23 protein-coding genes and 1 pseudogene are annotated in these 22,694 nt (G+C 31.1%); all 24 read right to left on the reverse strand.

Annotated features, from left to right (window positions below):
• Positions 1–115: 115 nt before the first annotated feature.
• A complete protein-coding gene (locus B8869_RS03190) occupies positions 116–1,633 on the reverse strand; it encodes a Mur ligase family protein (protein ID WP_084230287.1) in 1,518 nt (505 codons plus the stop codon).
• The gene (hemZ, locus tag B8869_RS03195; RefSeq protein WP_084230288.1) at positions 1,630–2,994 is read right to left on the reverse strand and encodes a coproporphyrinogen dehydrogenase HemZ; all 1,365 of its coding nucleotides are present in this window, start codon (positions 2,992–2,994) and stop codon (positions 1,630–1,632) included. The genes B8869_RS03190 and hemZ overlap by 4 nt, the downstream gene beginning before the upstream one ends.
• Complete coding sequence (locus B8869_RS03200) at positions 2,991–3,617, reverse strand: MBL fold metallo-hydrolase (protein WP_084230289.1); 627 nt, start codon at positions 3,615–3,617, stop codon at positions 2,991–2,993. Before B8869_RS03200 ends, hemZ begins: the two co-directional genes overlap by 4 nt.
• Positions 3,618–3,620: 3 nt before the next feature.
• Positions 3,621–4,070 carry a D-aminoacyl-tRNA deacylase gene (gene dtd / locus B8869_RS03205; RefSeq protein WP_084230290.1) on the reverse strand — a complete coding sequence of 150 codons (450 nt, stop codon included), beginning with the start codon at positions 4,068–4,070 and terminating at the stop codon, positions 3,621–3,623.
• 3 nt (positions 4,071–4,073) lie between these two features.
• Entirely contained in the window at positions 4,074–6,212 is a 2,139-nt protein-coding gene (locus B8869_RS03210; RefSeq protein ID WP_084230291.1) for a RelA/SpoT family protein, read from the reverse strand.
• 12 nt (positions 6,213–6,224) lie between these two features.
• Positions 6,225–7,985 (reverse strand): single-stranded-DNA-specific exonuclease RecJ, encoded by a 1,761-nt coding sequence (recJ, locus tag B8869_RS03215; RefSeq protein ID WP_084230292.1) that lies wholly within the window; start codon positions 7,983–7,985, stop codon positions 6,225–6,227.
• A gap of 130 nt (positions 7,986–8,115) precedes the next feature.
• Complete coding sequence (gene scfB / locus B8869_RS03220) at positions 8,116–9,480, reverse strand: thioether cross-link-forming SCIFF peptide maturase (RefSeq protein ID WP_084230293.1); 1,365 nt, start codon at positions 9,478–9,480, stop codon at positions 8,116–8,118.
• A gap of 36 nt (positions 9,481–9,516) precedes the next feature.
• Positions 9,517–9,663 carry a six-cysteine ranthipeptide SCIFF gene (gene scfA / locus B8869_RS03225; RefSeq protein ID WP_004821637.1) on the reverse strand — a complete coding sequence of 49 codons (147 nt, stop codon included), beginning with the start codon at positions 9,661–9,663 and terminating at the stop codon, positions 9,517–9,519.
• Positions 9,664–9,675: 12 nt separating this feature from the next.
• Positions 9,676–9,960, reverse strand: a complete 285-nt coding sequence (gene yajC, locus B8869_RS03230) for a preprotein translocase subunit YajC (RefSeq protein ID WP_084230294.1) — start codon at positions 9,958–9,960, stop codon at positions 9,676–9,678.
• A 14-nt stretch (positions 9,961–9,974) separates the two neighbouring features.
• Positions 9,975–11,087 carry a tRNA guanosine(34) transglycosylase Tgt gene (tgt, locus tag B8869_RS03235; protein ID WP_084230295.1) on the reverse strand — a complete coding sequence of 371 codons (1,113 nt, stop codon included), beginning with the start codon at positions 11,085–11,087 and terminating at the stop codon, positions 9,975–9,977.
• 7 nt (positions 11,088–11,094) lie between these two features.
• Positions 11,095–12,111 carry a tRNA preQ1(34) S-adenosylmethionine ribosyltransferase-isomerase QueA gene (gene queA / locus B8869_RS03240; protein WP_084230296.1) on the reverse strand — a complete coding sequence of 339 codons (1,017 nt, stop codon included), beginning with the start codon at positions 12,109–12,111 and terminating at the stop codon, positions 11,095–11,097.
• An 11-nt stretch (positions 12,112–12,122) separates the two neighbouring features.
• Complete coding sequence (locus B8869_RS03245; protein ID WP_084230297.1) at positions 12,123–13,226, reverse strand: SpoIID/LytB domain-containing protein; 1,104 nt, start codon at positions 13,224–13,226, stop codon at positions 12,123–12,125.
• On the reverse strand, positions 13,223–14,239 hold the full coding sequence (ruvB, locus tag B8869_RS03250; protein WP_084230298.1) for a Holliday junction branch migration DNA helicase RuvB: 1,017 nt from the start codon (positions 14,237–14,239) through the stop codon (positions 13,223–13,225). Before ruvB ends, B8869_RS03245 begins: the two co-directional genes overlap by 4 nt.
• Before the next feature lie 10 nt (positions 14,240–14,249).
• A complete protein-coding gene (gene ruvA / locus B8869_RS03255; RefSeq protein WP_084230299.1) occupies positions 14,250–14,825 on the reverse strand; it encodes a Holliday junction branch migration protein RuvA in 576 nt (191 codons plus the stop codon).
• The gene (gene ruvC, locus B8869_RS03260) at positions 14,825–15,319 is read right to left on the reverse strand and encodes a crossover junction endodeoxyribonuclease RuvC (RefSeq protein WP_084230300.1); all 495 of its coding nucleotides are present in this window, start codon (positions 15,317–15,319) and stop codon (positions 14,825–14,827) included. Before ruvC ends, ruvA begins: the two co-directional genes overlap by 1 nt.
• Before the next feature lie 82 nt (positions 15,320–15,401).
• The gene (locus B8869_RS03265; protein WP_084230301.1) at positions 15,402–16,160 is read right to left on the reverse strand and encodes a hypothetical protein; all 759 of its coding nucleotides are present in this window, start codon (positions 16,158–16,160) and stop codon (positions 15,402–15,404) included.
• Between the two features lie 75 nt (positions 16,161–16,235).
• Positions 16,236–17,234, reverse strand: a complete 999-nt coding sequence (gene asnA, locus B8869_RS03270) for an aspartate--ammonia ligase (RefSeq protein WP_084230302.1) — start codon at positions 17,232–17,234, stop codon at positions 16,236–16,238.
• 156 nt (positions 17,235–17,390) lie between these two features.
• Positions 17,391–18,378: pseudogene (locus B8869_RS03275) on the reverse strand (IS30 family transposase).
• A gap of 100 nt (positions 18,379–18,478) precedes the next feature.
• Positions 18,479–19,054, reverse strand: a complete 576-nt coding sequence (locus B8869_RS03280) for a zinc dependent phospholipase C family protein (protein ID WP_144017933.1) — start codon at positions 19,052–19,054, stop codon at positions 18,479–18,481.
• A gap of 36 nt (positions 19,055–19,090) precedes the next feature.
• The gene (locus B8869_RS03285; RefSeq protein WP_084230304.1) at positions 19,091–20,749 is read right to left on the reverse strand and encodes a glycosyl hydrolase family 18 protein; all 1,659 of its coding nucleotides are present in this window, start codon (positions 20,747–20,749) and stop codon (positions 19,091–19,093) included.
• A gap of 123 nt (positions 20,750–20,872) precedes the next feature.
• Entirely contained in the window at positions 20,873–21,220 is a 348-nt protein-coding gene (gene rplS / locus B8869_RS03290; RefSeq protein WP_084230305.1) for a 50S ribosomal protein L19, read from the reverse strand.
• A 15-nt stretch (positions 21,221–21,235) separates the two neighbouring features.
• Complete coding sequence (trmD, locus tag B8869_RS03295) at positions 21,236–21,961, reverse strand: tRNA (guanosine(37)-N1)-methyltransferase TrmD (RefSeq protein WP_084230306.1); 726 nt, start codon at positions 21,959–21,961, stop codon at positions 21,236–21,238.
• Positions 21,958–22,464: a ribosome maturation factor RimM gene (gene rimM / locus B8869_RS03300; protein ID WP_234989732.1), complete on the reverse strand. Its 507-nt coding sequence runs from the start codon at positions 22,462–22,464 to the stop codon at positions 21,958–21,960. The genes trmD and rimM overlap by 4 nt, the downstream gene beginning before the upstream one ends.
• Positions 22,448–22,684, reverse strand: a complete 237-nt coding sequence (locus B8869_RS03305) for a KH domain-containing protein (RefSeq protein WP_084230307.1) — start codon at positions 22,682–22,684, stop codon at positions 22,448–22,450. The genes rimM and B8869_RS03305 overlap by 17 nt, the downstream gene beginning before the upstream one ends.
• Between the last annotated feature and the right edge of the window lie 10 nt (positions 22,685–22,694).

A 22,694-nucleotide genomic window follows, 5' to 3' on the forward strand; every position in this document is an offset into this window, starting at 1 on the left:
CTCGTCCCTTGGGACGAGCGGTCTTTTATTTCTTAGTAAGCCCTCTTACCCCTGACATAGTCAGATAAGGTACTAAACACTTCAATTATATTATTTTATATTCTGTGTGTCAATTTTAGCATATTCTGTTTTCTACTTTATCTTTTAAAATATCCAAATTAGGTTTTCCAACAGCTAAAAGTTCATCGTATAAAAATCCTGCACCTTTATCCATACCTTGACATCCAGCAAGTAATAATACATCCCCTTCATTAATCTCACCTAAAACAGATTTCATAGCATCTGCTAAAGTATCAATTATTTCATATTCCATATTGTGTGCAGACATTATTTCTTTAAACACTTCAAGTTCTTCATCCAAAACAATATCTTTCTTGCCTACAACATCTTTGCTCAATGTGGCGAATACCTTTGTTAAATGTAAATCTTCAAACCATTCAACCATTCTTTCAGAAGTTTCACGATTTAGTTCCACTCCCCTGCTTCCTCTTATTGCATATAGTACATGTAAATCTTTATATGACATTTGTTTTAATGTATCTAAAGTTACATCAATATTTCTTACATTTGCGAAGTGGTCATCCAGTACTTTGAAATCACCATCATAAATCATTTCACATCTTCTCTCGACTCCAGTAAATAGTTTTAGAGCTTTTATGATAATTTCTTTATCTATTCCCTCTAACAATGCAACTATTATTGCAGCTACTGAATTCATAACAGAAGAAAATCCAGAAGCTGATAATTCAACTTCGAAACTGTCAGGTGCTATCTTAACTCCATTAAAATTAACCTCTTTTAAAATTTCAAAACGATACTTTCCAAATCCTGTGCTTAAATCTAAATCTTTAATTGTAAAATCATAATTTGAATTTTCTAAAGAATAAGCTACTACTTTGCCCTTAGTTTCTTTGGCTAACCTCTCTATTTCTTCAAAATCCATATTTAATACACAAGCTGTTTTCTCTTGGGCTTCTCTTATAAGTCTAGACTTAAATTTATAATAATTTTCAAAGCTACCGTGTTGGTCTATATGTTCTCTTGAAAAATTGTTGAATGTTACAATGTCAAAATCTATATTTTTATTTCTATATAGTTCTTGTGCTGAAGAAGATACTTCCATTGTAACTTTTTCAATATTATTCCCTACCATATCATATAAGTATCTTTGTAAGTCATAAGATTCTGGAGTCGTCAAAATAGATGGAACCATAACATCTGCATATTTTGTATATACGGTTCCTATTATACCTGTACGATAACCATCCAATCTATATATAGTATCCAACATAAATGATGTTGTAGTTTTTCCATTAGTCGCTGTTATGCCAACCATATTTAATTTTGTTGATGGTTCACCAAAGTATTTATGAGACATATCAGCTAAAGCAATTCTTGAGTTTTCAACTTGTATTTGCGGTATATCAACTTCTACATAGTCTTCAACAATAGCTACTACAGCGCCACTTTCATAAGCATTTTTAACATATTTATGTCCATCAGTAACATATCCTTTTATAGCTACAAATAGATCGCCTGGCTCAACATCATTTGAGTTGTATCTTATATTTTTTATTTCTAAATCTTCCATTTCCAACTCATTAAAATTATCTACCAACTGGCTTAATTTCATAATTCACCTCTGTTTTTCCCAGATAATATTCTCAATTTTTTATCTGAAATTTCTTTATTCCTTAGAAGATATTCTCTCATACTTCTAAAATTAGATACTTGTTCAAATTTTTTATCACTTAAATGTATTTTTGATGTAGAACCCATTCCAAATCCCCAAATATCCTGTAGTTCTTGAATCATCATTATATTATAAATACATTCGTGACCTTTAAGTGAGTATCCTATATTTTCATTCCCTCCGATAATCCTCTTTTGTCTATACATATAATAAGGATTATAAGAATTTTCTTTTAATCGTTCTATAACTCTATCGTTGAACTCTGAATCAAACTTTGAACTGGTTTGATTTTTTAAATAGTTTGTACCATTTTTTAATGCCAAAGAATGAACTGTTATATTTGTAGGAGCTAATTTAATAATACTATCTAAAGATTTAAAAAAGTCATATTCGTTTTCTTTTTCCAATCCAATTATTAAATCCATATTTATATCTTTAAACTTACCCTTTACCTTTTCATAACATTCTATAAACTCGTCAACTGAATTAGTTCTATTAATAGCTTTAATAGTATTTAAATTCATAGATTGAGGATTCAAGCTAATTCTGTCTATTTCTTTTTGATGCAACATATTTATCATTTCATCATCTAAAGTTTCAACTCTACCAGCCTCAACTGTAAATTCTTTAACAGTTCCAAAATTGTTCTTAAGTGTATCTATAATTCTGCTTAAATTTTTAACTCCTATTGAAGTGGGAGTTCCGCCGCCTATATAAATACTGCTAGGGTGTTTATTTAAAAACTTGGCCTCAGTGTTTATTTCTTCAACTATTCTATCTACATAGTCTTCAACCAAATTTGAACTACTACTAAGAGTATGGTATGAACAATAAGCACATTTGCTTGGACAAAAAGGTATATGAACATACACACTGTAATTATTTAAGTTTGACTCTATTATATCTCTTTGAACATTCAATATATCAAATGCTAAATCTATCTTACTTTCATATATTGCATATTCTTCTTTTAAATAATTTTTAGCTTTGTGAGTTCCCAACTCTTTATCTAAATTATATATCAATTTAAGAGGTCTTATACCATGCAAAACTCCCCACTTAGGAGTTTCTACTCCAGCTTGTCGTAATCGATTAATAAGCTCCAATTTCAAATATCTTTGAAGATTTTTAACTTCTTTTATTGGTATTGAAAAATTATACTCTTCACTATTTATTTTAAGAAAGTTGTCAGATATTTCTGCATAAATAAAACTTTCCCTCTCATAAGAGGGAAAAACTACTCTTAAAAATTCATATATTTCATGTGCCAAGCCTTGATTGTCAATATTTACTTTTATCATAGCTGTTGTAAGAAAGGATTATATGCTTTTTCAAAACCAATTTGAGTTTCTTGTCCATGTCCTGGCAAAACTATAACTCCATCGTCTAACTTAGTTAATTTCTCTAAAGATTCCATTAAGACATCATAGTCTCCACCAGGCAAATCAGTTCTTCCTATTGATCTATAAAAAAGTGTGTCTCCAGATATAAGTATATCGTCAATCATCAAGCAAACTCCTCCAGGAGTATGTCCCGGAGTTTCTATTACCTTAATATCTCCACCTGAAAAAGATATAGCATCTCCTTCAGAGTAATATTGGTCTGCCTTTATATATGAGTCCATGCCAAGCATCTTTTTCAAATCTCTTGATCTCTTTTCAAGCATCTCCTCGTCATTCTTACATACATAAGCATCTATTTTGTACTTGTCTCTAATCTCTTCTAATGCTCCAAAATGATCAGGATGCGCATGTGTTAACAATATCTTTGATGGTTTTAGGTTATTATCTTCAATAGCCTTTATTATCTTGTTTGATTCAGCTGCTGGGTCTATTATTACAGCTTCATCATCCGTAAAAATAATATAGCAATTTGTGGCATAAGAACCCAAAACCAACCTCAATATCTTGAATTTTCTCTCCATAAACTAAAATTCCTTTCTGCTATCCAATAGGATAGTAACCGGCCCGTGATTTATAAGTTCAACATCCATATCAGCCCCATATTCACCAGTGGCAACTTTTAAAGATTCACTTTGAGCTCTTTTTATAAATTCTTCATAGAATTTAACTCCAGAATCAAATTTAGCTGCCCTTATATATGACGGTCTATTCCCTTTTCTAGCATCTCCATATAGGGTAAACTGACTAACCACTAAAATTTCTCCTTGTATATCTTTTATACTCAAATTCATGACTCCATTATCATCATCAAATATCCTTAAATTAGTAGTTTTTTTATAAATATACTCAAAATCTTCTTGTGTATCTTCAGCTTCTACTCCCAGTAAAATCAATAGCCCATATCCAATTTGGCCTATTATATTTTCTTCTACTTTGACAGAAGCTTTCTTAACTCTCTGTATAACTGCTCTCATAACCTACGCCTTCATTCTATAAACATCTATTACATTTTCAACTCTCTTAATTTTTTCTATTAATCTTGAGAGTTCATCTATTGATTTTATATCTAATGTTATTGTTACAAATAAATCTCCATCCTTAGTCCTAGCATTTAATGCAGTCATATTGAGTTTAGATTCATTTATTCTATTAGCCACATCTCCAATTACATTAAACTTATCAAAAGCTCTCACTTCAAATTGAGCGCTATAGCTATCTCCCTCTTTAGTATCCCATTTGACATCTATAAACCTTGGATCGTCTTCTATATTTGCAACATTTGTGCAGTCTCTTCTATGAACCGAAATTCCTCTTCCAAAAGTTATATATCCTACTATGTCATCTCCCGGTACAGGGTTGCAACACTTAGCAAATCTAACTTTTAAATTATCTACACCTTCAACTACAACTCCGCCTTTGGCAATTCTGCTTGGTTCTGCCTTTAAAGGTATAGCTTCAAGCTCGTCATCTTTGTGCTCAGCATTATAAAAATCTTTAATTCTAGTCATAACTTGAGTCACAGTGACAGTGCCGAATCCTATGGCAGCATAAAGATCCTCAACCGAAAGTAAATTTATTCTCTTTCTAACTTCTTCTAGCCACTCTTCTTTTAAGACTTCTGAAGGTTTATAGCCTAATTTTTTCACTTCTCTTTCAAGTGAGTCTCTTCCTCTTTCAATATTTTTTTCTCTATCTTTTACTTTGAAATATTGATTTATTTTCTTTTTAGCTTGAGGGCTCTTTACAATCTTAAGCCAATCTCTAGATGGCCCTGAATTAGAATTTGTAATGACTTCAATTATATCTCCACTCTTTAGTTTATAATCAAGAGAAACTATTCTCCCGTTTATCTTTGCACCGGTACAAGTGTTACCTACTTGTGAGTGAATTCTATATGCAAAGTCAAGAGGAGTTGAACCTTCTGGTAAATTGATTACATCACCTTGTGGTGTAAATACAAAAACTTCATCTGCAAAGAAATCTATTTTTAAAGTTTCCATAAAGTCGTTAGGGTCACTTAAATCTTTTTGCCATTCTAAAAGTTGTCTAAGCCAAGTTAAGTTCTCATCAAAACTAGTTCCCTTAGAAACGCCCGCCTTATATTTCCAGTGAGCAGCAATACCATACTCAGCTGTTTGGTGCATCTCATAAGTTCTTATCTGAACCTCAAAAGTTTCTCCATGATTATCTATTACAGTTGTATGAAGGGATTGATATTTGTTTGGTTTAGGCATTGCAATATAGTCTTTAAACCTTCCTGGAATAGGTTTCCAAAGAGTGTGAACTACACCTAAAACTCCATAACAATCCTTTATATCTTCCACAAGAACTCTAACCGCTGATAAGTCATATATTTCCTCAAAGTCTTTTCCTTTGAATTCCATTTTTTTATAAATAGAATAAAAATTCTTAGGTCGACCATTTATATCAGCAACTATTCCTAGCTTAGTTAAATTTTGTTTTAATTCAGCTATTATTCTGTTGATTAAATCTTCTCTCTCTTGTCTTCTCTTATTGACCATATCTACTAGCTTATAGTATTTATCAGGGTCAATATATCTTAAAGACAAATCTTCTAATTCCCATTTGATTTTGCTCATACCTAGCCTATCTGCAATAGGAGCATATATTTCAATGGTTTCACGAGCTTTCTCGTGCTTTTTAGCATCTGTCATATACTCTAAAGTTCTCATGTTATGAAGTCTATCAGCTAGCTTCACAATGATAACTCTGATGTCTTTTGCCATTGCCAAAACCATTTTTCTAATGTTTTCAGCTTGTTTTTCTTGTTTGTTCTTATAATTTAATTTCTTTAACTTTGTAACACCATCAACCAAATAGGTTATTTCAATTCCAAAGTTTTTTTCAACATCCTCAAAGGTAACTTCAGTATCCTCTATAGTATCATGTAGTAATCCAGCTATTATAGTTGGCGTATCCATGTTCATGTCAGCTAATATCATAGCTACATTTAAAGGATGTATTATATAATCTTCTCCAGAATTTCTCTTTTGTCCCTTATGATTTACCTCAGCTATTTCAAAAGCCAATTTTATCTGTTCAAAATCTGCACTTGGATTATAAGATTTAATTTTTTCTATAAGTTTTTCAATCATTTTATCACCAGTCTATATATTCTTTTTACTAATTCTTATACTAGATACTCTAAGTTCTATATTTTGTACCCCTCTAAATTCATTTATAGTCGGACTATAAACTAAATCTATCAGAATGTTATGATTTTTATTTTCAATCATATTGTAAACTTGTTCTATATCAGCTTGAGCTGCCATTTCCTCTACAAACTCTTCGACAGGTTTAAAATACAAAGCTTTTCTGCTACTATTCCCATCTGAGACATCAAATTTAAGTACATTTTTATTTTTGCCTAACACTGCAAAATTAAAAACTCTTAAATTTAAACTTGAAAATACTGGCTTAGGATTTCCATTCCCATACGGCTTTAGTATCTCTAAATCAGCTATCATATTTAAATTTATCTCTCTAAGATGAAGTAAACTATCTATATAAATTTTTTTCACCAAATCTTCTTTGGATAAGGTGGAATCATTGTTTACATCAACGATTAAATTTTTTAGATTATCCTCTTCAATGCTTAGCCCACACGCCATCTTATGCCCTCCAAAGGCAACAAATCTGTCTTTATATTTTTGTAGGCTTTCAAACATATCATACTCGTCTATACTTCTGCCCGAAGCTTTTAAAAAATCTTTACTCTTTGTAAACACTAAAGTGGGTCTATTGTACTTTTCTTTTATTCTACCCGCAATAATTCCTATTATAGACTCGTCTATGGAAGTTTCCTTTACCATTAAAACTCTCAATTTTTTATCTAGCTCATATTTTTGGATGAGTTCGTCAACTTTTAGATAACCTTCTTCAGTCAGCTTTTGTCTCTTTTGGTTCAACTCCCTAAGTTCTTTGGCAATAACAATTGCTTCGGAATATTCTGTTTTAAGGAACAGCTCCAATGACAGTTCTGCACTCTCTAACCTACCACTCGAGTTTATAGTTGGTCCTATTATAAATCCGATATGATACACATCCAAAACTCCATCTATTTGGCAAGCTTCTATCATAGCTTTTAAGCCTACATTTGAAGTTGAGTTTAATCTTTTAAGTCCTTCTGATACAAGAGCCCTATTTTCGTCTACTAAACTCATTACATCGCATATAGTACCTATAGTTGCAAATGGTAAGAATTCATTTAATAATTCTTCTTCATCCATTGCAGTTATAACATAGAGTTGTTCGATTAATTTATAGGCAACGACAGCTCCACATATTCCTTTGAAAGGATATTTAGAAGAACTTCTCTTTGGATTTATTACCGCCACTGCTTTTGGAAGTTGCTCAGCACCATCAACATATTGAACTTCATGATGGTCTGTAACTATGACATCAACTCCTAATTTGTTCGCGTGTTCCAAAGCTTCCATGGCCGCTATACCATTGTCGCAAGTTATTATTAAATCTACTCCATCTTCTTTTGCAGAATCTATTATATTTTTGTTTATTCCGTATCCATCTTCAACCCTATGCGGAATTTTATAATCTACATTTGCACCTAAATTTCTAAGACCTTTACATAAAATAAAAGTAGATGTAACTCCATCTACATCGTAATCTCCAACTATTCTTATTTTCTTTTGTTGATTTATTGCTTCTCTTATTATGTTAGTTGCCTTTATTAAATCTGGTAAAAATACCGGAGAATGTAAATTTGAAATATCCGGATTCAAAAAAGACTGCACATTTTCTGCAGCACTTAATTCTCTATTCGATAATATTTTTTTCATATAATCAGATAGATTTAAATCATCAAAATTTATATTAGCCTTAGCACTTTTTATAAACCATTTTTCCATAATATCACCATTTTTATGTATTAAAGTATACCATAATTACCGAGTAAAATCACTATTCTACTGTTATAAATGGTGATTAAATATAATACATAACAAAAAAGGTCCTATATATTATATAGAACCTCTAGCATTATTCATTTTCATTAGCAAGAACTGAAATAGCACACTCAATTCTCTTCTTTTCCATTTCACAACCTATTCTGTAAGGCTTTCTAAGATTATTGTTTGCATAGTGAGAATTGGCATGACATCCTCCACTGCAGTAATATCTAGCCCAGCAAGTTGGACATTCTTCTTTAGTAAATACATTTGAACATTTAAACTCATCTCTTACAGCTGTGTTTTCTATACCAGTATTTACATTTCCTAACTTAAACTCTTCTTCTCCTACAAATTGGTGGCAAGGGAATATATCTCCTTCAGGTGTGACAGCGATGTATTCACTACCAGCTCCACAACCCACAGTTCTCTTTATTACACAAGGTCCACCTGACAAATCTATCATAAAATGAAAAAATTTAAAGTCTGGATCATCTTTTCTAATTTCTAAATAATCTCTACTCATTTTTTCATATTCATCAAGAATCTTCTGTAAGTGTTCTTCTCTTATAGCATAAGGCTCTGATTCCTCAGTAACTACAGGCTCAATTGAAGTTGATTTAAAGCCTAATCGGTGGAATTCCTTTAGATCTTCAGAGAAATCTAAATTTTCACTTGTGAATGTTCCTCTTATATAATGATCTTTATCCCCTCTGGCGTCGATTAACTTTTTGAATTTAGGTATTATAACATCATATGAACCCTTACCAGAAATAGTAGGTCTCATATAATCATTTATAGATTTTCTTCCATCAAGAGAAAGCACTACATTTGACATGTGTTCGTTTATAAATTCAATCTTATCATCGTCCAACAAGACTCCATTTGTTGTCAATGTAAATCTAAAGTTTTTATTATATTTCTTTTCTTCTTCTCTACCATAAGCTACAAGCTTTTTAACTACTTCAAAATTCATAAGAGGTTCTCCCCCGAAGAAGTCGACCTCTAAATTTTTTCTATTCCCAGAATTTTGTAGTAAAAAGTCTAAAGCTTTCTTACCTGTTTCTAGATCCATTAAAAGTCTTTGACCTTTAAAGTCTCCTTGAGATGCAAAACAATATCTACATCTTAAGTTGCAGTCATGAGCTACATGTAGACACATAGCTTTTACTATATTTTGTGGATTATAGACAGGTGTCTTTATATTCAAATCTTCGGCAAATAACATGTCATTTTCTATTAGAGATTTTATTTCAGAAATTGCCTCTTCGATTTGTTCTTCTGAATATATATTTGAAAATTCTTTTTTTATATTTTCGTATGATTTATCTAAATTTTCTACTTCAACAAAATCTATTGCCTTGTATACTAACTCATCTACAATGTGAACAGAGCCACTAGCTACATCTAGAACTATATATTTGTCATTTAAATAAAATTTATGAATATCTCTCATTTCTTCCTCCAAAGTTAAATAGGGTTGTTACCAACCCTATTTTGCTTCGTTTTCACACTTTTGATTACCAACTGTACAAGAAGTCTTGCAAGCTGATTGACATGATGTTTGACATTCGCCACATCCGCCTTTTTCATAAGTATCTTTAAGTCTCTTGTTTGTAAGAGTTTTTACGTGTTTCATAAGTACCTCCATTTATTCTGCTTTTGTTGAAGCTAAAGAACCAATTCCCCATTTCATTACGTCAAGTCTTGTCTTAGTAGCTGAGGATTCAATTACTACATAGTCTTCTTTTACTAGCAACACTTTTCCCATTATGCCGCCAATTGTGATGACATCGTCTCCGATTTTTATGTTATTTCTCATGCTTTGGATCTCATTTTGTTTTTTCTTTTGAGGTCTAATCAATAAGAAATAAAATACTATCATCATAAGTATAAGAGGTCCAAATGTCATTAACATTGTACTAGAATCTTGCATGTTTCTCTCCTCTCTTATTTATTATATCCATATTTTCTATAAAAGTCACTCTTAAATTCTAAGAAATAATCTCCTCTTATAGATTCTCTTATATCTTCCATTAATTTTATTAAGAATCTCAAATTGTGTATTGTAGCAAGTCTTAAGCCCAATATTTCATCAACATTGAAAAGATGTCTCATATAAGCTCTAGAATAATTTCTGCAAGTATAACAATCACATTCTGGATCTAATGGTGAAAAATCTTCTTTGTATTTTGCATTCTTTATTACAAGTTTGCCTTGAGAAGTCATGACAGTTCCGTTTCTAGCTATACGAGTAGGTAGTACACAATCCGCCATGTCTATACCTCTTTCTACAGCTTCAAATAGGTAGTCTGGTGAGCCTACTCCCATAAGGTATCTTGGTTTGTTTTGCGGCATGAATTCAGTAGTATGGTCAAGCACTTCATTCATAATTTCAAGAGGCTCTCCGACACTAAGCCCACCTACTGCATATCCAGGAAAATCCATAGAAACTAAATCTTTAGCTGAAATTTCCCTTAAATCTTTATACATTCCACCTTGTATTATTCCAAATAGAGCTTGGTCTTCTCTCGTATGGTGTGCTTTACATCTCTCTGCCCAACGAGTGGTTCTCATCATGGAGTCATAAATATATTCGTAGCTTGAAGGATATGGTGCACATTCATCAAAAGCCATAATTATATCTGAACCCAATGTATTTTGAATATCAATGGAAACTTCAGGAGATATGAATTTCTTAGATCCATCAATATGGGATCTAAATTCAACTCCTTCTTCTGTTATTTTTCTATTTCCACTTAAACTAAATACTTGAAACCCACCACTATCTGTCAATATAGGCTTATCCCAATTCATAAACTTATGAAGTCCACCAGCTTTTTCTATTATGTCCATTCCTGGTTTTAAGAATAAGTGATAAGTGTTTGATAATATTATTTGAGCACCTAAATCTTTAACTTCTTCTGGTGTCATTGTCTTTACAGTTGCCCTAGTACCTACTGGCATAAATATTGGAGTTTCTATTTCACCATGTGGAGTTATTATTTTTCCTAATCTTGCTTTTGAATCTTTAGCTGTCTTTTGTAATTCAAATTTAAACATATTTCTCCTATCTTATAAACATCGCATCTCCAAAGCTAAAAAATCTATATCTTTCTTTTACAGCTTCTTCGTATGCATTTAATATTATATCTTTTGATGTAAAAGCCGCCACTAACATTATTAAAGTTGATTCTGGTAAATGGAAGTTAGTTATTAGTGCATCCACAATTTTAAATTCATATCCTGGATAAATGAAAATATCAGTATCTCCAGAACCCGGAACTACTTTACCATCTACACAAGCACTTTCAAGAGTCCTTATAGAAGTTGTCCCAACAGCAATTATTCTTCTATTTTCTGATTTTGCTTTATTTATCTTATCAGCAGCTTCTCTTGTAACATTGTAATGCTCTGAATGCATTTTATGTTCATTGACATCATCTACCTTGACAGGCCTAAAAGTTCCCAAACCAACGTGTAAAGTAACTTCTACTATCTCCACGCCTTTTTTAGATATCTTTTCTAAAAGTTCTTTTGTGAAATGTAATCCGGCTGTAGGAGCAGCACTAGAACCATTGTATTTTGAATAGACTGTCTGATATCTATCTTTATCTTCCAATCTTTCAACTATATATGGTGGCAGTGGCATTTCCCCTAATTTATCTAAAATATTTTCAAATATACCATCATACTCTAGTTTTATGAACCTATTTCCCTCTTCGGTGATATCTACAATTTTACCTTTTAATTCGTCGCTAAAAATTATTTCAGTGTCAAGTTTTGCTTTTTTACCTGGCTTTACCAAACACTCCCAAGTATCGTTTTTATGGTTCAAAAGAAGAAACTCTATCAGTTCTTCTTTGTCTTTTCTGTGTCCATAAATTCTAGCAGGAATAACTCTCGTATTATTTATTACAAGCACATCTCCTGCATTTAGCTCATCTATTATATTATAAAAATGCTCATGTTCAATATTTCCATTTTTTCTATTTAGCTTTAGTAATCTTGAATTTGTTCTATCCTCCAAAGGATGTTGAGCTATTAATTCCTTCGGGAGGTCATAATTAAAATCTGAAGTCTTCATTTCTCTCTTTTCTATTTCGTAAGTATTGTTCCTGGGAAATAAAATTGAAGAATTTCTTCATATTCCTTTCCCTCTTTTGCCATATTCACAGCTCCATACTGACTTAGTCCAACTCCATGTCCATAGCCTTTGCCGTTAAAGATAATTTCATCTCCTGTTCGAACAGTGTATAGAGTGCTTTTCATTTTAGTAGAACCTAAAATACTTCTAAGTTCACTAGCTTTTATATTGTAAATCTTATCGCCTAAAATTTCTACTTCTTTTACTCTTCCAGAGCTATCAGTTTCAACTATATTTATAACTGAAATATCATAAAGTGGATATTTTTTACTTATTTTTTTTATAAAATCTTGCTTTGAAAGTTTTAATTCCCATTTATAATCCGAAGAATATGGGTCTTCTTTTCTCTTTAAATAAGAATAATCTCCGCCCCAAACCTCTTTTGCATCTGCTATAACTCCACCAGAAGAGGCTCCGAAAATAGCTGAAATAGGTTTTGCATTCATAGTTAAATACATTCCCTTTGTTTCATTAACAGCTTTTGTAGTCTTTTCGTGCTCTGAACTCTGTCCTCTATATACTTGAGAAGATGTAGTATCGGTTAAATTATATCCTTGTTTGGCATATTTGTTTTTATTTGATAGCGCAAAAGTTCTTGAAGTAATGGCTTGTGTCTTTAAAGACTCCATAGGATGAGAATAATCTAATTCGTTATTAACTACACCCTTTAGATAATCTTCTAGTTCTATATAATTAATTGCATTTAATTTATTATTTTCTATTTCAAATTGAAAATAACCTCTATATTTATTTTTAAGTTTTATAAAACTTTCGCTGGCAAGTTTGAATTCCCCTTTTGAAGGGAAATTTTGTGATAGAACTCTATCACCTGACTTCAAAAATATTTTTCCATTTACAAGCTCAGCAGATATATTCTTAACTCCTAAATCTTGAATTTTATTAAGTTCTGTATCTACTAAACTAAAATTTTTATCAGAAGTCAGTTCAATCTTTGTTGCTGAATTCCCTATCTTTATCTCAAAATAATTATCTTCAGCATACGCCTTTGAAGGTATTATAAAAATCAAAGCTAAAATCAAAAACAATTTCTTCATATAAAACTCTCCTGTTCTTTATAATCTAAGCCGAAATGGTCGTAGGCCAATTTAGTAGCTACTCTTCCTCTCGGAGTTCTGTTTATAAATCCTATTTGTAGTAAATACGGCTCATATACATCTTCTATGGTTATTCTTTCTTCGTTCACAGATGCTGCTATTGCATCAATGCCAACAGGTCTACCTTGAAAATTATTTATCATTGTCATAATAATTTTTCTGTCTAAACCATCTAAACCGTAGCTATCTATTCCCAATAGATTAAGACCTTTTTGAGCAACATTTTGTGTTATAACTCCACTTTCTTTAACCTCTGCATAGTCTCTAACTCTCTTTAGAAGTCTGTTAGCTATTCTAGGAGTGCCCCTAGATCTTTTCGCTATCTCCAAAGCTCCCTCTTTATCTATGCCTATATTTAGAATACTTGCTGAACGCATTATGATTTCTGTCAAAGAATCCAAATCATACATTTCTAAGTTTAATATTACACCAAATCTATCTCTCAAAGGAGAAGTCAACTGTCCAGCTCGTGTAGTAGCACCTATAAGAGTAAACCTTGGCAAATCCAATCTTATAGACCTTGCGGATGGCCCTTTACCAACTATTATGTCTAGTGCGTAGTCTTCCATCGCCGGATATAAAATTTCTTCGACAGTTCTGTGAATTCTATGAATTTCATCTATAAAAATCACATCATTTTCTTCTAAATTCGTTAGAATACTTGCTAAATCCCCAGCTTTCTCAATAGCCGGACCACTAGTCACCTTTATATGAACTCCCATTTCATTTGCAATTATATTACTAAGTGTTGTCTTACCAAGCCCTGGCGGCCCACTAAGAAGCACATGATCCAGAGGTTCATGTCTGTTTTTAGCAGCTTCAATGAATATATTCAATTTTTCTATAACTTTGTATTGACCTATGTATTCATCCAACCTCTTAGGTCGTAAACTATTTTCTACAATAGCATCTTCGCTCCCAAACTGGGGTTCTATTAATCTATTGCTTTCCATAAATTCATCCTTACTTGCCTAAATTTTTTAAGGCATATTTTATTTGTTCACCTATGTCTAAAGACTTATCGACTCCATTTAAAGCTAATTTTGCCTCATTAGTATTATAACCTAATGAAATCAGCGCATCTATAGCTCCGTCATTTTCTATAACTTCCACAACATCTTCAATAGCCAAATTAAAGTTATATTTTGGAATTTTATCCTTTAACTCTAAAACTATCCTCTGAGCAGTTTTTTTACCTACCCCCGGAGCTCCTGTAAGTACATTTGAGTCCTCTGAACTTATTGCATAAACTATATTACCTAATGGAATAGCAGATAGTAACCCAAGTCCAACTTTAGGGCCAACCGAAGACACCGATGTCAACAAATCAAATAAAATTCTGCTCTCTCTAGTCAAAAATCCATAGAGAGTTAAACTATCTTCTCTGACTATAAGTCTAACGAAAATCTTTTGTTGATTATAACTTAAATCCTCTAACTCTATCTTAGGCATATAGATTACATATCCCTTTGAGTTGTTTTCTACAACACAATAATTTTCGTTTATTTCAACTACTTCACCTTTTATAAAATCAAACATTATTTCATCCTAAATAACTCCTTGAATTTAAGCGAAGACGAATGCGTAACAGCAACTGCAAGCGCATCTGCCACATCATCCGGCTTAGGAATCTCACTCAAACCAAGTATCATTCTAACCATTTCTTGAACTTGTTTTTTTTCAGCTCTACCATATCCAACTATCGCATCTTTAATTTGAAGTGGTGTATATTCATACAGTTCATTCACGTGAAGCTTCACGGCTAGTATTTCCACGCCCCTTGCTTCGGCAACTTGTATGGCTGTCTTGGTATTTTTATTAAAAAACAGCTCTTCGAAAGCTATATCATCCGGCTTATATTTTTCTATTAATTGATTTAACTCTATATAGATTTTCTCAAGTCTCTTTGGAAAAGTCAAATCTTTGTCTGTTGTAATTGCTCCATATACTACAGGTTTTACCCTACTTCCGATTACATCTATTATTCCGTAACCAACTATGGCATATCCTGGATCTATTCCTAATATTCTCATAATTTATCCTATAAAAAAAACTAAGATCACTCTTAGTTTTTATTCTTTAATCAATCTCACTATATAATTATAACACGAAATGCTATTTATATCTCTTTATAACTTGGTCATTAATTCCTTCCCAATATGCATTTTCAAATATTCTTATGCCGTCCATACAAAGGAACTTGACTATTTTTTTATTCAAACCTTTTAATTCTCTTCTTGTAAGATTAGAGTTAGTTTCTTTAATTTTTTTGCCTCCATCTAAATTAAATACCAATTGCTTGTCAACATGAGCATTTAAATTATAGACTTTTCTCTTTAAAACTTTTAAATTGAATTTAAAAACTAAATCGTAAACTTGTTTCTTTACATTCGAATCATTTTTAAAATCATTTAATATCTTAGCTTTTAATTCAAGAATTTCAGGTCTTAAAATTTCTTTATTGAATAATTTTTTTCTATTGTATAATTGTTCGATTGTAAAATATTTACAAGTCATTATTTCCAATAGATTTACAGATTTTTTAGCGTTTATACCAGCTCTATAGCCCTCTAAATAAACGTACAATTCAAATCTATTTACATCGTCATGAATCAAACTGCTTAAGTTATTAGCTATTAAATCCACGCCTTCTTTATCTTTTAGAAACTTTAATATATCTTTTTTTAGGTGCTTTAAAGAAATATATGTAGGGCATATATTATCAACAGATTCTTCAATTTGATATATGTTAAGAAGTATGTTTAATGCTTCAGAGTCATTATCATACAAAAATTTTTCAATTAAAAATCTCTTAACATCTTTTAGACAAAATTTATAATTCAATTGTTCACCATTGATATAAAGTTGCTCCATTAGTTTCCTCCAGATAATATTATTATACAATATTTATCATCTGTTGTGTTACCAAAAATGAAATAACAAAAAATTTTATAATAGAATTATTCCATCTTTCTTACATTCTTCAATAGTTTTTTCATCCCAAACTGATGCTTGAACTTCACCTATGTGTCTTTTTTCAAGGAAATACATGCAAAGTCTTGATTGCCCAATACCTCCACCAATTGTTAGTGGAAGAGTATTTTCAAGAACTCCCTTATGATAAGCTAAATCCTTTAGGTGTTCTCTTCCAGCTAATTCAAGTTGTTTAGCTAATGATTTTTCATCAACTCTAACTCCCATAGAAGATAATTCCATAGCACTTTCTAATACAGGGTTCCAGAACAATATATCCCCATTTAAAGACCAATCATCATAATCAGCACTTCTTGAATCATGTGGCTCTCCATTAGAAAGCTTTGAGCCTATCCCTATTATGAATACAGCTTTTTTCTCTTTAGTTATAGCATTTTCTCTTTCTTTTGAAGTCATATTTGGATATTTATTTAACAGCTCTTCAGAAGTTATAAAGAAAATTTCTTCAGGTAATTTTTGAGTTAATACATAAGGATATACTTGGTTGATATACTCTTCAGCTCTCTTAAATACTTCAAAGATTTGTCTCACTGTAGATTTTAAAAACTCAACATTTCTGTCTCCTGCCTTTATAATCTTTTCCCAATCCCATTGGTCTACATACACTGAGTGGATTACATCAAGTTCTTCATCTGGTCTTAGAGCGTTCATATCTGCATATAAACCTTCATAATATTTAAAGCCATATTCATTTAATGCATATCTCTTCCATTTAGCAAGAGACTGTACAATTTCAACACCTATTCCATATTTTCTGAAATCAAATGCAACTGCCCTTTCGACACCACTTAAATTATCATTCATACCCGTTTCAGGTCTTACCATAATTGGAGCTGATATTCTAGCTAAATTTAATGTATTAGCTAAATCTCTTTGAAAATAATCTTTCAAAGATTTAATTGCCATTTGTGTTTCTTTTAAATCTAAACTTTTTACTTCTGAATTGTTTCTCATTTTTCCCCCAAAAAATCTCCCATCAACAAGACGGGAGAAATTAATAAATTTATTTTAAATAAATTGATAACCCATTTCTTCGTTATATGAATAAATTGTCTCGATTATAAATGATGCTATTTTATAAGAGACGAATTGTCAAATCAAATGCAACACCTATGGTAAGAGACCAAAAAGTTCTTCTTTAGGTGTTTTATATTTTATACATTTTCTAGGTCTATTATTCATTAAACTTAAGTTATAATTTAATTCATCAATATTCACTTCTGATAAATCCATACCCTTAGGATAAAACTCCCTCAAAAGTCCGTTACTATTTTCATTTGTACCTTTTTGCCATGCACAATAGGGATCACAAAAATAAGTTTTGCATCCTAATTCTTTTTCTATTTTCTCAAATTCTGAAAATTCTTTACCTCTATCAAAGGTTATTGTTTTTACTAATTCTTTTGGATAATCTTTTAATGCATTTATTATTGCTGGTGTTACGCTTTCCGACTTTCTATTTTCAACTAGGATTGCTATATAATATCTAGATTTTCTTTCTGCTAAAGTTACGAAACAACATCTACTTTTCCTTTTATGATCTAATCTGCCTGATTCCACTGTATCTGCTTCCCAGTGGCCTAATTCTTGCCTTCTGTATATCTCTTTAGGTCTTTTCTTAATTGTTCTACCTTTATCATTGAATTTTCCTCTTTTTTTCTGCTGGCCTTTTAAATTTAGCTTTTCTTCTCAAATTTTTCATACTAGTTTTTGGCAGCTTTTTGGCGTGTATCATTCTATATATCGTTGATGTAGATGGTAATTCATGAATCTCATTTGTGTTTCTATTTGATATTTGTTCAGGGGACCAATGTTCGTTAATCTTTACAGTTAAATAATCAATAACATCTTTAGAAAATTTACTTTTTCTATGGCAGTCTTTTCTTCTATCAATATATTTATCATTTGCCTTTATCGGAAAGTACTTAGTGTAACTTCCCCTACTAACTTTTATCTTAGATGAATTTCTTTTAATTTCTCTAGATATTGTACTAGGTGACCTTTTAAGTGCTTGTGCAATTTTCCTTATACTCATTCCTAAATTTAAAAATTGGTAAATACAAGATCTTTCTTCTATGGTAAGATGGTTATAGCTCATAGTTAATCACTCCTTTTAATATGTTTTGTTTGGTCACTTACATATTAACACAGCTGATTAGCTATGAGTTTATTTATGTTGCACTTGTTATGATAAATTATCAAGACAATAAAAAACCAAAATTCAAATCATTTGAGAAATTAGGTTGATTTAACATATATTCCTTAACTATGCTTTCGATATATTCTTCAACATATTTAACAAGATTGTCTTCACTATTGACATTCAAATTCTTAAATGAAAATAGTTCAAATTCATGCTTTGCAGAATATTTGTTAAGGTCTGATTCATATTTCATATGCTCTCTCATATTGCCCATGTATGTTTTTCTATATGCATGAGGATAACAAGTATAGTCACATAAATAATGTGATATTATCCCTAATTTTCTTGAAAAATAATTATTTTGAATTTTATTTAAATTTTCAAGTTTTGAATACCTAAATAGATGAATTAACAACACTATTTCTTTTGAAATGTATTTTATACTTTCATCTTTATAGTGTCTTATCATTCTATAATAAGGTAGTACATCTGGAGCTACAGAACCCCATGTAAGTTTATCTATATTTAAATTAATTCCATATTCATTTTTTATTTCTTGATTAACTCTTCGGATTACTCGTCTATGTGTTTCTGCTAAAATAATAACACTTCCTTTCCAGAGTATAGAGATATTTTATAACCCCTTAAAACTTTTGTCAAACAATTGTTAAATTTTTTTTATATCTTTTAGAACATTTTTTATAGTTTGCCATATATCTCCAGTTTCAAAACCTCTTCTCCAACTAGCAACTCCACCTAGAGAATATTTTCCAACAAGAGAAGTTTTCCACTCAATAGACTTAGAATCTTCAACCCAAATTTTATAATGTTTTGAATTATAAGTGTATTCAGAATAATCTTGTTTTGCCTTGTTATCCCATTCTATTTTTGCATTTCTATCAGCTAAAATTTTATTAACTTGTCCCATTGAAAGTGCATCACTATTCAAAGACTTATCGTCTTCACTCCAAAGTCTTGAATAAAATGGAACACATAATATAAGTTTTTCTTTTGGTATTTGATTTATAACTAAATTTATATTTCCTTCAACCCAATTATATTCAGCTACAGAACCTGCTTTATCTGATGTAGACCAGTGTTGGTCATAAGCCATTAGCATAACATAATCTGCTATCTTGCCAAGTTCTCTTCTGTCATAAGGTTCTTTTTTTACATTAGATGAAATTTGAGGTGTCACATCAACACTTACCAACAATTTATTAGCATGGAAAACCCCTGTCAATTCTCTTACGAATTGAGTTATTCCATCTCTATCGTCTATTTTAGTGTTTTCAAAATCAATATTTATTCCTTTTAATCCATATTGTTTTGTAAGAGCTAAAACTTTTTCTATAGCTTTTTCTCTTGATGAACTCTTACTTAAAAATTCTGTTGTTAAATCAGCTTTAAAAGAATTATCTAAGTATCCCCAAACATCTACACCCAAATCATTATACTTCTTTACATAGTCTTGTCTTCCTCTATCAATTATATTTCCTGAACCATCGCTAACGGAAAACCATGTAGGGCATATTACATTCACGCCTGGCAGTTCTTTTATGCTGCTAACCACATCATCTGACTGTCTAGCGTAAGTATAGTCCCATGTTAAATTGAGAGGGGCCTTAGCCTCTCTCTTCTTTTTATCTTTTTCAATTTTAAATCTATTCTTAGGTAAGTTCACTTCTAATTTGGACTTAGCTATATATCCGGCATATCCTTCAATTTCTCTAACTTTATAGAAGTCGCCTTCTTCACCATATACATAGACCTTATCTCCATTTTTAAGAATAGAAACAATTGGAGATTTAGTGCTATCTGACTCTCTCATGTTCAATCCATCTCCAGGAGATACTCCAACAGCATATTCCAAGTTGTCATAATCCATAATCAATAAATTTTTATCTTGGATAAACTTTAAAGTTACTGGATAGTCATATATAAAAGCTTCTATTGGAACGTAGATTTTAGAATCTTTTTCTATTATAGGATCTCTTAATCCTATCTTTTGAGAGTTTAAAACTCCTTCTTTTGCTCCAACTTTAATTCTCTTTGTGCCTTGCTCATTTACAAAAATTACAGTCTTTTCATTTTCGTCATATTTTACAGTTTCATCTACATATTCTTTTATAAAATCTAAAGATAGGTAATATTGACCATCTATCTTATCAAATTCACCTTTCTTTATCTTATCTCCCTCTACAACAAAATTAAAACCTTGGTAAGCTTTAGAGGTTTCTCCAGAGCCTCTGTGCCCTAATAAAAATAAAGCCCCTGCTCCGCCTCCTATTATTAATAATAGTATGATAATAAAAAATTTCTTCATATTCTAACTCCTTTAATGATTATATTATAACTATAATCATTAAAAAATAAAAGTTAAATAAATTCTAAGTATGTATAACTTTATAATAAAAAAGCTCAGAATCTTACGACCCTGAGTTTTATATTAATAGTTAGTTTTTTCTTTAACTTTAGCTGCTTTACCTTGTCTATCTCTTAAGTAATAAAGTTTAGAACGTCTAACTTTACCTTTACGAACTACAACTAATTTTGCAATTCTTGGTGTATTCATAAGAAAAGTTCTTTCAACTCCTATACCATAAGAAATTCTTCTAACAGTGAAAGTTCTTCTTGAGCTCTTTCCTTGAATTTTTATAACAGTTCCTTCGAAAGCTTGAACTCTTTCTCTTGAACCTTCAATTATTCTATAGTGAACTTGAACTGTATCTCCAACGTTAAAAGATGGAAGATCGTCTCTTAATTGTTCAGCTTCTATTGCTCTTATAATGTCCATATTGCCCTCCTCTCGTCATATGTCCTTTTTTAATTCATTTAGTATATTTAATTCTTCTGAAGTCAATACCTCTTCTTTTAAAAGATCAGGTCTCTTCAAAAAAGTGTTTTTTAGAGCTTCTCTTCGCCTATAGTCTTCAATTAATTTATGATTACCGTTTAATAGCACTTCTGGAACCTTTAGACCCTCAAAATCCATAGGTCTTGTATATTGAGGATGCTCTAAAATACCTCTGTAATGAGATTCATCACTGTAGCTTTCACTACTAGATAAAACCCCTGGAAGTAGTCTAGTTACTCCATCAATAAGTACCATAGATGCCATCTCTCCACCAGTTAAAACATAATCCCCTATTGATATTTCTTCATCAACGTAGTTTTCAACAACACGATTATCGATACCTTCATAGTGTCCATTTAATAAAATTAAATGTTCTTCTTTAGATAATTCCTTCAACTTATTCTGTGTCAATACACTTCCTTGAGCTGAAAGATATATAACCTTGCTATTTTCTGTCTTAACTGAGTCTATAGCCTTTTTAATAGGTCCTATTTGCATAAGCATTCCAGGCCCTCCGCCATAGGGATAATCATCAACTTTATGATGTTTGTTTTCAGAAAAATCTCTGATATTTATTGTATTTAGATCAATTTTTTCTTCTTTTATAGCTCTTGAAATTATACTGTAACTTTCCAAAATCTCAAAAAAGTCTGGAAATAAAGTTAAAACACTAAATTTCACTCTAGCATACCTTCGATAGGGTCTATAATAATCTTTTTGGACTCAATATCTATGTCTTTTACAAATTCAGAAACTTGAGGAATTAAATACTCCTTTTCTCCCTTGATAACATAAACGTCATTTGCAGGATTTTCAATAAAATCTACAACTTCACCGACAAAAGTTTCGTCAGTCTTATAAACCTTACATCCGATAATATCAGATATAAAATATTCTCCTTCTTCAAGTTCAACTCTGTCTTCATCGCTTACATAAATATAGTAAGTTTTGAATTTTTCAACATCATTGATATTGTTTAGTCCATCAAATTGAATATAGATAAATCTATCAGTAATTTGTACTTTACTTACTTTTTGAGGTATTAAATTGTCACCAATGTAGACATTTTCAAGTTCTAAAAATCTTTCATTTTTACTTGTCAAAGGTAAAACCTTAAGTTCTCCCCTAATGCCTCTGGTATTAATTATTTGACCTACAACTGTATAATTATTCAAGTTCTTCAATTTCTAAATTGACCTTTTTATTTTCTTTTAGTGAAACAGCTTTTAGGACAGCTCTTATTGCTTTAGCAATCTTACCTTGTCTACCAATAACTTTTCCCATATCACTTTGCAAAACATACAGAGATATATCAATTTGGTCATCAGTTTCTTTTGATTCCAACTTGATACTTTCTGGATTATCAACTAAAGACTTAGCAATGTATTCAACTAATTCAACCATTTGAACCTCC

This window comes from Peptoniphilus asaccharolyticus DSM 20463, assembly GCF_900176115.1.
Classification (GTDB): domain Bacteria; phylum Bacillota; class Clostridia; order Tissierellales; family Peptoniphilaceae; genus Peptoniphilus; species Peptoniphilus asaccharolyticus.

Bases quoted from the DNA above. Each gene is read 5' to 3' on its own strand.
- scfB (WP_084230293.1), bottom strand. From the start codon at position 9,480: ATGAGAGATATTCATAAATTTTATTTAAATGACAAATATATAGTTCTA.
- B8869_RS03285 (WP_084230304.1), bottom strand. From the start codon at position 20,749: ATGAAGAAATTTTTTATTATCATACTATTATTAATAATAGGAGGCGGA.
- ruvB (WP_084230298.1), bottom strand. From the start codon at position 14,239: ATGGAAAGCAATAGATTAATAGAACCCCAGTTTGGGAGCGAAGATGCT.
- B8869_RS03200 (WP_084230289.1), bottom strand. From the start codon at position 3,617: ATGGAGAGAAAATTCAAGATATTGAGGTTGGTTTTGGGTTCTTATGCC.
- B8869_RS03265 (WP_084230301.1), bottom strand. From the start codon at position 16,160: ATGGAGCAACTTTATATCAATGGTGAACAATTGAATTATAAATTTTGT.
- dtd (WP_084230290.1), bottom strand. From the start codon at position 4,070: ATGAGAGCAGTTATACAGAGAGTTAAGAAAGCTTCTGTCAAAGTAGAA.
- hemZ (WP_084230288.1), bottom strand. From the start codon at position 2,994: ATGATAAAAGTAAATATTGACAATCAAGGCTTGGCACATGAAATATAT.
- B8869_RS03245 (WP_084230297.1), bottom strand. From the start codon at position 13,226: ATGAAGAAATTGTTTTTGATTTTAGCTTTGATTTTTATAATACCTTCA.
- yajC (WP_084230294.1), bottom strand. From the start codon at position 9,960: ATGCAAGATTCTAGTACAATGTTAATGACATTTGGACCTCTTATACTT.
- recJ (WP_084230292.1), bottom strand. From the start codon at position 7,985: ATGGAAAAATGGTTTATAAAAAGTGCTAAGGCTAATATAAATTTTGAT.
- tgt (WP_084230295.1), bottom strand. From the start codon at position 11,087: ATGTTTAAATTTGAATTACAAAAGACAGCTAAAGATTCAAAAGCAAGA.
- B8869_RS03190 (WP_084230287.1), bottom strand. From the start codon at position 1,633: ATGAAATTAAGCCAGTTGGTAGATAATTTTAATGAGTTGGAAATGGAA.
- scfA (WP_004821637.1), bottom strand. From the start codon at position 9,663: ATGAAACACGTAAAAACTCTTACAAACAAGAGACTTAAAGATACTTAT.
- B8869_RS03305 (WP_084230307.1), bottom strand. From the start codon at position 22,684: ATGGTTGAATTAGTTGAATACATTGCTAAGTCTTTAGTTGATAATCCA.
- ruvA (WP_084230299.1), bottom strand. From the start codon at position 14,825: ATGTTTGATTTTATAAAAGGTGAAGTAGTTGAAATAAACGAAAATTAT.
- ruvC (WP_084230300.1), bottom strand. From the start codon at position 15,319: ATGAGAATATTAGGAATAGATCCAGGATATGCCATAGTTGGTTACGGA.
- asnA (WP_084230302.1), bottom strand. From the start codon at position 17,234: ATGAGAAACAATTCAGAAGTAAAAAGTTTAGATTTAAAAGAAACACAA.
- B8869_RS03210 (WP_084230291.1), bottom strand. From the start codon at position 6,212: ATGATTGAAAAACTTATAGAAAAAATTAAATCTTATAATCCAAGTGCA.
- rplS (WP_084230305.1), bottom strand. From the start codon at position 21,220: ATGGACATTATAAGAGCAATAGAAGCTGAACAATTAAGAGACGATCTT.
- queA (WP_084230296.1), bottom strand. From the start codon at position 12,111: ATGAAGACTTCAGATTTTAATTATGACCTCCCGAAGGAATTAATAGCT.